The organism is Blastococcus sp. SYSU D00695, from assembly GCF_054050555.1.
Genome location: NZ_JBJGZP010000037.1, coordinates 16,352 through 29,080, shown reverse-complemented (window position 1 = coordinate 29,080; position 12,729 = coordinate 16,352). Strand labels below are relative to the sequence as shown.

Below are 12,729 nucleotides of genomic sequence, written 5' to 3'. Positions count from 1 at the left end.
CCCCCCCCGCCCCCCCCCCCCCCCCCCCCCCCCCCCCCCCCCCCCCCCCCCCCCCCCCCCCCCCCCCCCCCCCCCCCCCCCCCCCCGGTGCGGCCGCAGGGCGGACTCAGACGATGCGGCGCATGGCGGTGATCCCGCCCATGGAGTCGATGCCGACGACCTTGACCGGCTGGCCGGAGGTCGAGGCGTGCACCATCTGGCCGTTGCCGATGTACATCGCGACGTGGCTGACCGGGCTGTAGAAGAACAGCAGATCACCGGGCTGGAGCTCGGCGCGGGAGACGGCGGTGCCCATCTGGGACTGCATCCGGCTGGAGTGCGGGAGGCTGACCCCGGCCGCGGCGTAGGCGTACTGCATCAGGCCCGAGCAGTCGAAGGAGTTCGGGCCGCTCGCGCCCCACACGTAGGGGTCGCCGACCTGCGCGAGCGCCGTGTCGACGGCGGCCTGGGCGGACCCGCTGGCGGCCACCGGCCGGGCGACCGCGGCGGGGGCGACGGCCTGCCCGGTGCGCACGGCCTGCGTCTGCTGCACCTGCTGCTGCTGGGCGGCGGTCAGCTCGGCGTACTGCCGCTGGTAGCTGGCGATGTCCGACTCGAGCTGGTCCTCCTGGCCGGCGAGGTCGTCCAGCGTCTGCTGGGCGGCCGCCTCGGCGGCGTCGGCCTCGGCCTGGGCCTGCTCGGCCTGCTCGGCGGCGGCCGACACCTCGTCCAGGACGCCGTTGGTGTGGCCGGCGATCTGGTCGAGCATCGCCAGGCTGCTGACGAAGTCCTCGGCGGAGTCGCTGGTCATCAGCAGGTCCAGGGTGGCCAGGCCGTCGCCACCGCCGCCGGTGTAGGCGCTGCGGGCGACCTGCCGGATGCGGCCGTCGAGCGCGTCCCGCTGCGCGTGGGCCTGCTCGACCTCCTGCTGGGCGAGGGCGACGGCCTGCTGCTGCTGGGCCAGGGTCTCGCGCGCCTCGTTGACCTGCTCGCTGACCGCCTCGAGGCGGGTGCTGGCGTCGGCGACGAGCTGCGCCGCCTGCTGCGGCGTGGTGGCCGCCTGCGGGTCCGCGGCGGCCGTGCCCGGCAGGCTCGTCAGGGTGAGGGCGGCGGCGGTCCCCACGAGTGCCCCGCGGCCGAGCCAGCGGGAGGAGGGACGGGGGGTCCCGGTCGCGAGACCGGGGAGGAGGTGTTCTCGTGCATGCCCCAGGGCAGGGCGAGGCGTCGCCACGGTCGGCGGCTCTCCGTTCTTCCTCAGCAACCGCCTACCGAGTTAGCTGACGGGTTCGGGCTGGGAAGACGTGCCCTATCTCTGCGCGCCGCGGACGGCGCGTGCGCGCCGGCTGTCCGGCGCACACGAGAACTCACCCCAGTGCTGCGGTGGGTCCCCGGCTCACCTCGATCCCGGCACCACCGTGGTGGCGCCGGCACGTCTGGTGACTCGGCGGTGCCCGACCGAGGTCACCCTGCGTCGGGCGACGACCACCCGGTCGGACGGGCCCACGGTACGGACGTCATGCACAAGTGACAAACGCGGGGAGCGTGGATTGTGGGAATCACCACGATCCGCAGGCTCGCCACTCCGGTGGGTCACCGCCACGGCGGGTCCCGCGCCCGTCAGCCGATGCGCCGGCGCTCCTCCGCCCCCTCGGGTGGCACCCCGCCGGGGGCCGGCCGGTGCCGTAGCGGCGGCACCAGGCCACCCTCGGCCAGCGCGCGGACGGCGCGGCGCTCGACCTCGTCGAGCTCCACGACCACGCCCGGGGCGGCGCCGGCCACGGGGTCCTCCACCGGCAGCGCCGCCCGGCGGGTCATGGGCACCACGGCGGGGTCGGTGCCCTGCCAGCCCGGTGGCGCCCCCAGCAGCACCGTCACCACGCAGTCCCCGCAGCCGGTGCCGCGGGCGGTGCAGGTGTCGCAGTCGATCAGCACGGCCACTCTCCTCCCGGTCCTCTCGTCGGTCGCGGGCGACGCTAGGCACGCCCACCGACAGTTCCGGCCGGGTCCCGGCGCCGGGGCTCCTCGCGGCCGGCGCCGGGCCGGACGCCGGGCCACGCAGGGCGCCGGCCGGGGTCACCCCGTGGGCGTGGCCGCCCCGCGCCCGGTCGCCGTCGTGGCCGGCGGCCCGACGGTGTCTCCGCACTCGGCCTGCGGCGCGCCGCCCACCGGGCCGGGCACCCGCACCGCGGGCCACGGGCCGGTGCTCGGGCGACCGACCAGCAGCACCTGGTCCGTCGGCAGCGACCGGACGACGACCGCCCCCGCCCGGGCGTCGGCGGCCAGCATCGACCGGCTGTCCAGCGCCAACCCCACGTGCCCGGGCCCGGACTCCGGCGTCCCGAGGAAGACCAGGTCGCCGGGCAGGACGTCCGCCGGCGCGATCGGCCGGGTGGCCGCGAAGAGCCCGGCCTGGTCGCCCGGCAGCTCGATGCCGGCGGCCCGGTAGACCGCCCGGACCAGCGAGCCGCAGTCGTAGGACCCCGGGCCGACCGCTCCCGGCGCGTACGGCCGGCCGAGCAGGTCCATCGCCGTCGTCACCGCGGTGAGCGTCTCCCGGGGCAGCACCAGCAACGGCGTGGGCCGGCGCGGCAGCTGGGCCACGCCGGCCTGGGCTCCCCCGCCGACCGCGCCGACGGGGACCAGGCCGCCCGGCAGGCCCGCGGCCGGGTCCAGCAGCTGCGCGGCCGCCGGGGGCGTCACCCCGGCGGCCACCAGCTCGTCGAGGTGGGCGCGCCAGTTGGCCGCCGTCTCCTCGTCCACCCGGACCTGCTCGGGCTGCAGGTGCGCGAGCTCCCGGTCGACGTCGCCCAGCGCTGCCTCCAGCTCGCCGGTCACCGCGGCCGCGGATGCCGCCAGCCGGTCCACCTCGGCAGCGACCCGGTCGGCGTGCGCCTGGGCGTCGGCGAGCGCCGCCGCGGCCCGGTCGCGCCCGGCGACCACGGCCCGGCGCCGGCGCTCCGCGGCCCCGACCACCTCGGCCGCGTGCGCGTCGACCGCGTCGAGGAAGCCCATCACCGCGACGACCTCGCCCGGGTCCCCACCGGTCAGCAGCAACCGCAGCGGGGTCGGGGCCCCGCCCTCGCGGTAGACGGCGGAGGCGTAGGCGGCGACGGCGGCGCGGGAACCGGCCAGCTCCCCCTCGACCTCGGCCACCGCCGCCTCGGCCCCGGCGGCCTCGTCGCCGGCCCGGGCGAGCGCCTCCTGCGCGGCCACCGCCTCGCCCCGGCGGCCCAGCAGGTCGGCCCGGACCTCCGCGGCCCGCCGCTGGAGCCGGTCGAGCGCGTCACCGCCGAGGACCCCGGTGGTGGCTCCGGGCCGGTCGCCCGGGGCGGCGGACGCGGGGACGGCGGGCGGACCGGCGAGCACCAGGGCGAGCGCGGCGGCCGTGCCGGCCAGGACCACCGACGGCCGTCGGGAGCGCCCCGCGGTGCGCTGGTGCATCGATCACCTCGTGCCGGACGGGACCCCCGTGGTCCCCGACCGGATGCTGACCCGTGGCACCCCGACGCGCCACCGCGACCTGCGCGTCCGGCTCCCCGGGCCGCGCCCGCCGGCGGCGTGGGAGCCCGGGACTGTCGGTGGCCCGACCTACCGTCCGCCGCGTGCTCCCCTCCACCGCTCCCCCGGCCGGGTGGGTCCCCGGGGCCGGCGGCGCCCGGGCGCCGCGCTTCGACCCGGGTCCCCGCTACGTCCAGGGCACGATCGAGGAGCTGGGCACCCCGCTGGCGGAGGTCACCTTCGTGGTCGTCGACCTCGAGACCACCGGCGGGTCGCCGCGCGACAGCGCGATCACCGAGATCGGCGCGGTCCGGGTCCGCGGCGGGGAGGTCCTCGGCGAGTTCCAGACGCTGGTCGACCCCGGCCGCGAGATCCCGCCCTACATCAGCGTGCTCACCGGGATCACCACGGCCATGGTCACCGCGGCGCCGCGGATCGCCGCCGTCCTCCCGGCCTTCCTGGAGTTCGCCCGGGGCGCGGTGCTCGTCGCGCACAACGCCCCGTTCGACCTCGGCTTCCTCAAGGCCGCCTGCGCCGAGAGCGGCATCCCGTGGCCGGCCGCCGCGTCGGTCGACACCGCCGTCCTGGCCCGGCGGCTGCTCAGCCGCGACGAGGTGCCCAACTGCAAGCTGGCCACGCTCGCGCCCTACTTCTCCGCCACCACCGACCCCTGCCACCGGGCGCTGGCCGACGCGCGCGCCACCGTCGACGTGCTGCACGGCCTGTTCGAGCGGCTCGGCCCGCTGGGCATCACGTCACTGGAGGAGCTGACCGGTCTCACGCGGCGGGTGGACCCCGAACGCCGGCGCAAGCGCCACCTGGCCGACGACGTGCCCGGCGGGCCCGGCGTGTACCTGTTCCGCGGCCCGCGGGACGAGCCGCTCTACGTCGGCACGTCGAACGACCTGCGCAGCCGGGTGCGCAGCTACTTCTCCTCCAGCGAACAGCGCAGCCGCATCACCGAGATGGTCGCCCTCGCCCAGCGGGTCGACACGATCCCGTGCGCCCACGACCTCGAGGCCGCGGTCCGCGAGCTGCGCCTCATCGCCGAGCACAAGCCCCGGTACAACCGCCGCTCGCGGTTCCCCGAGCGCGCTCTGTGGTTGCGGCTGACCGAGGAGGCCTTCCCCCGGCTGTCCGTCGTCCGCCGGGTGCGCCCGGGCGCCGGGGTCTTCCTCGGCCCGTTCCCCGACCGCCGGGCCGCCGACGCGGCCGCGGCGGCCATCCACGAGTCCCTGCCGCTGCGGCAGTGCACGTCCCGGTTGTCGCTGCGGGTGCTGGGCACCGCCTGCGCCCTGGCCGGCATGGGCCGCTGCGGCGCGCCGTGCACGGGAGCGCAGACGGTGGCGGAGTACGACGCGATCGCCGGCGTGCTGCGCGCGGCCGTCGCCGCCGACCCCGAGGCGCTGCTGGCCCCGCTGCTGTCCCGGGTGGACCGGTTGGCCGCCGAGGAGCGGTACGAGGACGCGGCTGTCCTGCGCGACCGCGTCGCCGTCCTGGTCCGGGCCGTGCGCCGCCGGCAGCGGCTGGAGTCGCTGGCCGCCGTACCCCAGCTGGTCCTCGCGCGGCCCGACGGCGCGGGCGGCTGGCACCTGTCGGTGGTCCGGCGGGGGCGCCTGGTCGCCGCCGGTGGCGCGCCGCGCGGCGCGTCCGTGCGGCACGCGCTGGCCGGGCTGCTCGTCACGGCCGAGACGCCCCTGGGGCCCGACGGCGAGCTGGCCGCCACGGTCGACGAGACCGAGCTCGTGCTGCGCTGGATGGAGAAGCCCGGCACCCGCCTGGTGGAGGTCGACGGGACCCTCGCCTGCCCGGTGCCCGGGACCGGCGCGTACAGCACCTTCCTCGACCGCGTGGAGGCCGGCCGCCGCGACCGCGACCCCTTCGCCGACGGCCGCGACCTCGGCACCCGTACCCGCCCGGACCGCGTCGTCACCGGGCGGTGACCGGCTGGGCGGCCCTCCTCCCCGGTCCCGCACCCGGCAGCGAGCCGCGGCCCGCGGGAGGCCCCGTCAACTAGCATCCCGGATGTGATCACCGCCATCGTCATGATCGACGCGGCCACCGACGCCATCCCGGAGGTGGCCCAGGCCGTGGCCGACCTCGACGGCGTGAGCGAGGTCTACTCCGTCGCCGGCGACACCGACCTCATCGCCGTGGTCCGGGTCCGGGAGTTCGACCAGATCGCCGAGGTGATCGCCGGGCGGATCAGCAAGGTCCCGGGGGTGCTGGAGACCGACACGCACATCGCGTTCCGGTCCTACTCGCGCCACGACCTCGAGGCCGCGTTCGCCATCGGTCTGGAGTAGCCGCCGGTCGCCCGCCCCCGAGCGGCCGCTCAGCGCGGCGGGGCCACCGACCGGCTGACGGCCACCCAGCGGTCCAGCAGCGCGGCGGCACGCCCGTCGTCCACGGCCGCCGCCGCCCGCTGCAGCGCCGCGGCGAGGGCCGCCTCCAGGTCCCCGTCGACGCCCTCGAACGCGGCCAGCGCGGCGGCGGCGTTGAGCAGGACGGCGTCGCGCACCGCCCCCGGCTCGCCGCCCACGACCCGGCGGAAGACGTCGGCGTTGTACGCCGGGTCCCCGCCGCGCAGGGCGTCCACGGACGCCGGGGCGATGCCGAGCGCCGCCGGGTCGACCCGCGCGGGCCGCACCGCTCCCCCGCCCACGACCCACACCGCGGACGTGGTCGCGGTCGTCAGCTCGTCCAGGCCGTCGTCGCCCCGGAAGACCAGCGCCCGGGTGCCGCGCTCGGCGAGCACCGCGGCGAGCACCGGGGCCATCCGCGGGTCGGCGCAGCCGACCGCCGCGGCCACCGGCCGGGCCGGGTTGGCCAGCGGCCCGAGGAAGTTGAAGACGGTCCCGATGCCCATCTCCCGCCGCGGGGCGCCGGTGAACCGGAAGCCGGGGTGGAACACCGGGGCGAAGAAGAACCCGATCCCCGCGTCCGCCACGCAGCGGGCGACGGCGTCCGCCGGCAGGTCGATGACGACGCCGAGCGCCTCGAGCACGTCGGCGGCGCCGGAGGACGACGACGCCGCCCGGTTGCCGTGCTTGGCGACCGGCACGCCGGCGGCCGCGGTGACGACCGACGCCATCGACGAGATGTTGACCGTGTGCGCGCCGTCGCCGCCGGTCCCCACGATGTCGACGCAGGCGAGGTCCAGCTCCACCGGCGTGGCGCGGCCGAGCATGGTGGCCGACAGCCCGGCCACCTCGGCGGCGGACTCCCCCTTGGCCCGCAACGCGACGGCGAACGCCGCGATCTGCGCCGGGGTGGCCTCGCCGGACATGATCTCGCGCATCGCCCAGGCGGTGTCCTCCGCCGGCAGGTCCTCGCGCGCCAGCAGCCGGGTCAGCAGGCCGGACCAGGTGGGCGTGCCCACGGCGTTCAGCGCCGAGCGGCGGGCACGCCGACCCGCTCGCGCAGCACGTCGGCCACGACCCCCGGCGCGGTCAGCGCGTCCAGCGGGAAGGGCAGCGTCGCGTCGGCGCGCGACCAGTGGGCCAGCCAGCGGTCGGGCTGCCGGGCGATGAGCACGCACAGCGCCGGGCGGTCGGCCACCTCGAGCGTCAGCTGGCGGGACAGGGCCAGGCCCCCGGTGGGCTGCGCCTCCCCGTCGAGCACGCACAGGTCGATGCCCCCGTCGTCCACCGCACGCACGACCTCGTCCCCGGTGCCGCACTCGACCCACGTGATCGGGCCCACGTCGGCCGCGGGGCGCTGCCCCACGACGGTGCGCACGGCCGCACGCACCTCCGGTCGGGAGCTGTAGACCAGGACGGTGGCCGGTGCGGACGTGCTGGCCGAGGGGTCGCTCACGCCCGGGAGCCTAGTGCCCGGGAACCCTCCGCACGGTCGTCCGCCCGGGTTCCCCGGCCGGACGACGCGGCCCCTGGTCTCGAGCCGGTCACGGACCCGCCACGCCCGGCGACCCACGGTCGTCCCCGTCGGCACGCGATGCCATGATGGCGGCGTGACAACGGCTCCCGTCGCGAGCGGCACCTTCGACACCTCGCGGGTGCACTCCCTGACCCGACCGAACATGGTCAGCGTCGGCACGATCGTCTGGCTCTCCAGCGAGCTGATGTTCTTCGCCGGCCTGTTCGCCATGTACTTCACGGCGCGAGCCCGGGTCGGCGGTGACAACTGGCCCCCGGAGCCGACCGAGCTGAACCTGCCCTACGCGCTCACCTTCACGGTGATCCTGGTGGCCTCGTCGATCACCTGCCAGCTCGGCGTCTTCGCCGCCGAGCAGGGCAACGTGTACGGCCTGCGCCGCTGGTTCACGATCACCTTCGTGATGGGCCTGATCTTCGTGCTCGGGCAGGCCAACGAGTACCGGGAACTGGTCCACGAGGGCACGACGATCAGCTCGAGCACCTTCGGCTCGGTCTTCTACCTCACGACCGGCTTCCACGGTCTGCACGTCATCGGGGGCCTGATCGCCTTCATCTACGTGCTCATCCGGTCCACCATGGGCCGCTTCACGCCGGCACAGGCGACCTCGGCGATCGTGGTCTCCTACTACTGGCACTTCGTCGACGTCGTGTGGATCGGGCTCTTCGCCACGATCTACCTGATCCGCTAGGGAAACGGTGTCCACCACGAACCCGCTGTCCGACGCCCAGGCCGAGGACGTGCCGCGTCGCTCCCTCCTCCGCCGGTCCCGCCCGGCCGAGGCGTCCCCGGCCGCCGCGGCCCGCTCGCGCCGGCTGTCCAAGGCCCGCCGCCGGGTGACCAACGTGGCCGGCCTGATGGCCGCGCTCGTCGTCACCGGCGCCCTGTACTCGTCGCTGGCCCCGGCGCACGCCGAGGAGGCCGACGCCGCAGGCAGCGGTGAGGACTACGAGGCCGGCCGCGAGATCTACGAGAACAGCTGCATCACCTGCCACGGCTCCAACCTCGAGGGCGTGGAGGACCGCGGCCCGTCGCTCATCGGCGTCGGTGGCGCGTCCGTGTACTTCCAGGTGCACACCGGGCGCATGCCCCTCGTCCGCCAGGGCGAGCAGGGCCACGACAAGCCGGTGGTCTTCAGCGACCAGGAGATCGACCAGCTGGTCAGCTACGTGCAGGCCAACGGTGGCGGCCCGGCCGTCCCCAGCGGCGACCTGCGCGACGGCGACCTGGCCGCCGGTGGCGAGCTCTTCCGGCTGAACTGCGCCTCCTGCCACAACTTCGTCGGCGAGGGTGGCGCGCTCTCCTCGGGCAAGTACGCCCCCGACCTGCACGACGCGGACGACATCGAGATCTACACGGCGATGCTGAGCGGACCGGAGAACATGCCGGTCTTCGGTGACAACCAGCTCACGCCCGAGGAGAAGCGCTCGATCATCAACTACATCCAGACGGTCAAGGACATGCCCGACCCGGGCGGCGCCGGCATCGGCCGCGTCGGTCCGGTGGGTGAGGGCCTCGTCATCTGGGTCGTCGGGATCAGCGCTCTCATGTTCGGGATCTTCTGGATGGGGACCAAGGCGTGACCACGCACGACACCCGCCCCGGCTCGGCCGGCGGAGCGGACACGTCCGGCCCGCTGCACGGCGGCCCGGACGACGACTACACCCCCGAGCAGCTCGCGGCGATGTCCCGCGAGGAGCTCGACCTCCTGGGTGCCCGCTACGACGGCGTGCAGGTCTTGCACGTCGACCCGGCGCCCGAGCCCGGCTCCGCGCTCGAGCGCCGCTACGTCCGCCAGATCGGCTCGGTCTTCGCCCTCGCCGGGCTCGCCGCGTTCGCCTTCGTCGTGGTCTACGTCGGCTCGGGCTGGTTCCTGCCCGAGTGGGAGTGGACCCTCGACAGCAGCACCTGGAGCGCGCTGTTCACGCCGCTGACCGGTGGGCTGATGGGCCTGGCCCTCGTGCTCGTCGGCGTGGGCCTGGTGCTCTACACCAAGAAGCTGCTGCCGCACGAGACGGCGGTGCAGGACAAGCACGACGGCTCGCACTTCGACCGGGTCACCACCGGCGCGACCCTCGTGGGCGGGCTGCACAACAGCGGGCTCGCCCGCCGCAAGCTGATCACCCGCTCGCTCGCCTTCATGGGCGGCGGCCTCGGGCTGATGCTGCTCATGCCGCTCGGCGGTCTGATCAAGAACCCGAACACGGGCAACCCGCTGGGCCGCACCTCGTGGGCGGAGGGCGTCCGCCTGGTCCGCGACGACGGCACCCCGATCCGCCCCGGTGACGCCGTCCCCGGTTCGCTGGAGACCGTCTTCCCCGCCGTCGAGGGCGGCAACCGGGAGTCTGACGCGGCGACGATGCTCTTCCGCCTGCGCCCCGAGCAGCTCGCGGAGAACCAGCCGCGTCCGGGCCAGGAGGACTTCGGGTACGGCGACTACGTCGCGTACTCCAAGATCTGCACCCACGCGGGCTGCCCGGTGTCGCTGTACGAGCAGGAGACCAGCCGGATCCTGTGCCCCTGCCACCAGTCGCAGTTCGACATCACCGACGGCGCCAAGCCCGTCTTCGGACCGGCCACCCGCTCCCTCCCCCAGCTCCCGCTGGCGATCGACGACGAGGGCTACCTCGTCGCGCGCAGCGACTACATTGAGGCCGTGGGTCCCACCTACTGGAACCGGGAGCGCATCTGATGGCTCGCACCGCCACGGCCCCCGGGGCGCCCACGTCCCGCGCCGGCAAGATGGCCCTGGAGGTCGACGACCGGCTCATCGTCGCCGGCCCCGTCCGCCGCACGCTCAACAAGGTCTTCCCCGACCACTGGTCGTTCCTGCTCGGCGAGATCGCGCTCTACTCGTTCATCGTCCTGCTGCTGACCGGCACGTACCTGACGTTCTTCTTCGACGCGTCCCTGCGTGAGGTCACCTACAACGGCAGCTACGCGCCGCTGCGCGGTGTGGAGATGTCGGCGGCCTACGAGTCGACCCTGGACATCTCGTTCGACGTCCGCGGCGGTCTGCTGATCCGGCAGATCCACCACTGGGCGGCGCTGCTGTTCATGGCGTCGATCGTCTGCCACCTGCTGCGCATCTTCTTCACCGGCGCGTTCCGCCGCCCGCGCGAGACCAACTGGCTGATCGGTGTCGGCCTGATGATCCTCGGCATCGCCGAGGGCTTCGCCGGCTACTCCATCCCCGACGACCTGCTGTCCGGCACGGGCCTGCGGATCATGTCGGCGATCATCCTGGCGATCCCCGTGGTGGGCACCTGGGTGCACTGGGCGGTCTTCGGCGGCGACTACCCGGGTGAGCTGATCGTCGGACGGCTCTACATCGCACACGTGCTGCTGATCCCGGCGATCCTGCTCGCCCTGATCGCGGTGCACATGCTGATGCTGGTCAAGCAGAAGCACACCCAGTTCCCCGGCCCGGGTCGCACTGAGCACAACGTCGTCGGCAACCGCCTCTTCCCGACGTTCGCCGGCAAGGCCGGTGGCCTCTTCTTCGTCGTGTTCGGTGTGTGCGCCGCGCTCGGCGGGCTGGTGCAGATCAACCCGCTGTGGCTCTGGGGCCCGTACAACCCGGCGCAGGTGTCCGCGGCCTCGCAGCCCGACTGGTACGTCATGTTCCTGGACGGCTCGACGCGGCTCTTCCCGGCCTGGGACATCAACCTCCCCGGCGACTACACGATCCCGGCGCTGTTCTGGCCGACCGTGGTGCTGCCCGGGATCATCTTCACGGTCCTGGCGCTGTACCCGATCATCGAGCGCAAGCTCACCGGCGACACCGCCTCGCACCACCTGCTGCAGCGTCCCCGCGACGTCCCGGTGCGCACCTCGCTGGGCATCATGTCGCTGACGTTCTACGTCGTGCTGCTGCTCTCGGGTGCCAACGACGTGATCGCGGACAAGTTCATGATCAGCCTGAACGCCATGACCTGGGCGGGCCGGCTGGGCATGATCATCCTGCCGCCGATCGCGTACGTGATCACCTACCGCATCTGCCTCGGCCTGCAGAAGCACGACCGCGAGGTGCTGGAGCACGGCATCGAGACCGGTGTCATCCGTCGCCTGCCGCACGGTGAGTTCATCGAGGTCCACCAGCCGCTGGGTCCGGTGGACGAGCACGGCCACGGCCAGCTCGCCTACGGCGGCGCGCCGGTGCCGAAGAAGATGAACCAGATCGGTGGCGCCCGCCGCGCGATCCGCGGGTTCTTCACGCCGATCGAGGAGCCGGCCGCGGTCGAGCTCGAGCAGCGGCGCGAGGAGCACGGGCTGGCGAGCGCGGAGTCCCGCGAGCTGACCAGCTCCGGGCGCCCGGCCGACGGGGGTCGCCCCTCCGAGGGTGGCAAGCCGCAGGAACCGCGCGACTGACCCCAGCTCCGGCTGGCACAGAGGGCCCGGTGGACGACCGTCCACCGGGCCCTCTGTCGTTCTCCGGGCTGGACGGCTCGGCACTCGCGCCGGCACGGCCCCGCAGGCGGGGAGGCACATCGCCGTGCTCTCGGTAGCCGGCGCGGGTGCGCGCCCGGCGCGGCCCGTCCCCCAGCCGACGGTGTCCTGCCGCAGGCCACCCGACGGGAACCCGGCGGCCCGTCCCGGCACGAGGGTCCCCGCCGCCGGCCCCGTCGCCGCCGCGCTGCGACGCGCGCGGGCGCGTCCGCGCTGCCGCCGCGCCCGGACCTGCCGCCCCGCGCCACCGACCGGCCGGGACGAGCGGCAGAGCGCGGCCGGCCGCCGGCAGCGGACCGCGCGAGGGCCGGCCGCGTTCTCTCAGGCGCGCTCAGCCGGGTGCCGGAACCGGGTGCCCGGCGTCACGGGACCGGAGCCGCGGCCGACGCCGGGGCCGACGCCGGTCCGCGGGCGGCGCTGCACCCCGGGACTGCGGAACGGCAGCCGAGGGCCCCTGACCGGCCCCTGAGGCCGTTCGGAGCGGCGTGAGCGGTTCGAGGGGGGCCCGGGCTCCGGCACTGGGTGCGTGACGGTCCCCGGGCCGCCCCGCCGCCGGAGCGGGCATGGAGCCGGACGCTGAGCCAGGCTCCCCCGCGTCGTGCTCCACCGATCGGCACCCGCACCGAGGCCCCCGTCGGCAGGACGGCCCCACGGAGCCCGCCAGGCCCTGGAACGGCGACCTCAGGGCCGCCCTGCGCCTGCCTGCGCCGGATCCGCCCCCCTGGGTCCGCGCCGACAGCCCGGCCCGGGACGGACCGCACCCGGTCCGGTCGACGCGCCCGGCCACCTCCGCAGGAGGCCCCTCTCCCCCGGACACACCGCGCCTTTCCCCCGGACACACCGCGCCCCTCCCCCGGACACAGCGCGCCTTCCCGCCGGACGCTCCCTCCCGACCGCGCGGCCTGG

At 75.5% G+C, this 12,729-nt stretch carries 11 protein-coding genes and 1 riboswitch; of the genes, 6 read left to right on the top strand and 5 right to left on the bottom strand.

The window, feature by feature from the left end; all coding sequences use genetic code 11:
- Positions 1–106: 106 nt before the first annotated feature.
- The 3 genes from ACI781_RS17750 to ACI781_RS17740 form a co-directional block, all read right to left on the bottom strand.
- Complete coding sequence (locus ACI781_RS17750) at positions 107–1,102, bottom strand: NlpC/P60 family protein (protein WP_456567452.1); 996 nt, start codon at positions 1,100–1,102, stop codon at positions 107–109.
- A 124-nt stretch (positions 1,103–1,226) separates the two neighbouring features.
- Positions 1,227–1,399, bottom strand: a riboswitch (cyclic di-AMP (ydaO/yuaA leader).
- A 197-nt stretch (positions 1,400–1,596) separates the two neighbouring features.
- A complete protein-coding gene (locus ACI781_RS17745; protein WP_456567451.1) occupies positions 1,597–1,911 on the bottom strand; it encodes a hypothetical protein in 315 nt (104 codons plus the stop codon).
- Positions 1,912–2,052: 141 nt separating this feature from the next.
- Positions 2,053–3,420, bottom strand: coding sequence for a C40 family peptidase (locus tag ACI781_RS17740; RefSeq protein ID WP_456567450.1), 1,368 nt, complete (start codon positions 3,418–3,420; stop codon positions 2,053–2,055).
- A 161-nt stretch (positions 3,421–3,581) separates the two neighbouring features.
- Between ACI781_RS17740 and ACI781_RS17735 the strand changes: the two genes are divergently transcribed.
- Positions 3,582–5,420 carry a DEDD exonuclease domain-containing protein gene (locus ACI781_RS17735; RefSeq protein WP_456567449.1) on the top strand — a complete coding sequence of 613 codons (1,839 nt, stop codon included), beginning with the start codon at positions 3,582–3,584 and terminating at the stop codon, positions 5,418–5,420.
- An 84-nt stretch (positions 5,421–5,504) separates the two neighbouring features.
- Positions 5,505–5,783, top strand: coding sequence for an Lrp/AsnC family transcriptional regulator (locus tag ACI781_RS17730; RefSeq protein WP_456567448.1), 279 nt, complete (start codon positions 5,505–5,507; stop codon positions 5,781–5,783).
- A gap of 29 nt (positions 5,784–5,812) precedes the next feature.
- Here ACI781_RS17730 and trpD read toward each other — a convergent pair whose 3' ends face one another.
- Positions 5,813–6,859, bottom strand: a complete 1,047-nt coding sequence (trpD, locus tag ACI781_RS17725) for an anthranilate phosphoribosyltransferase (protein WP_456567447.1) — start codon at positions 6,857–6,859, stop codon at positions 5,813–5,815.
- Between the two features lie 5 nt (positions 6,860–6,864).
- Positions 6,865–7,296 carry a hypothetical protein gene (locus ACI781_RS17720; protein WP_456567446.1) on the bottom strand — a complete coding sequence of 144 codons (432 nt, stop codon included), beginning with the start codon at positions 7,294–7,296 and terminating at the stop codon, positions 6,865–6,867.
- Positions 7,297–7,450: 154 nt separating this feature from the next.
- Here ACI781_RS17720 and ctaE point away from each other — a divergent pair, with 154 nt between their 5' ends.
- The 4 genes from ctaE to qcrB are packed head-to-tail and all read left to right on the top strand — an operon-like array spanning position 7,451 to position 11,745.
- Positions 7,451–8,065 (top strand): aa3-type cytochrome oxidase subunit III, encoded by a 615-nt coding sequence (gene ctaE, locus ACI781_RS17715; RefSeq protein ID WP_456567445.1) that lies wholly within the window; start codon positions 7,451–7,453, stop codon positions 8,063–8,065.
- Between the two features lie 7 nt (positions 8,066–8,072).
- Positions 8,073–8,957: a cytochrome bc1 complex diheme cytochrome c subunit gene (gene qcrC, locus ACI781_RS17710; RefSeq protein ID WP_456567444.1), complete on the top strand. Its 885-nt coding sequence runs from the start codon at positions 8,073–8,075 to the stop codon at positions 8,955–8,957.
- Positions 8,954–10,066, top strand: coding sequence for a cytochrome bc1 complex Rieske iron-sulfur subunit (qcrA, locus tag ACI781_RS17705; RefSeq protein WP_456567443.1), 1,113 nt, complete (start codon positions 8,954–8,956; stop codon positions 10,064–10,066). Before qcrC ends, qcrA begins: the two co-directional genes overlap by 4 nt.
- Complete coding sequence (qcrB, locus tag ACI781_RS17700) at positions 10,066–11,745, top strand: cytochrome bc1 complex cytochrome b subunit (protein ID WP_456567442.1); 1,680 nt, start codon at positions 10,066–10,068, stop codon at positions 11,743–11,745. The genes qcrA and qcrB overlap by 1 nt, the downstream gene beginning before the upstream one ends.
- Positions 11,746–12,729 lie beyond the last annotated feature (984 nt).

Coding starts and splice junctions, on each gene's coding strand:
- ACI781_RS17740 (WP_456567450.1), bottom strand. CDS start 3,420: ATGCACCAGCGCACCGCGGGGCGCTCCCGACGGCCGTCGGTGGTCCTG.
- qcrB (WP_456567442.1), top strand. CDS start 10,066: ATGGCTCGCACCGCCACGGCCCCCGGGGCGCCCACGTCCCGCGCCGGC.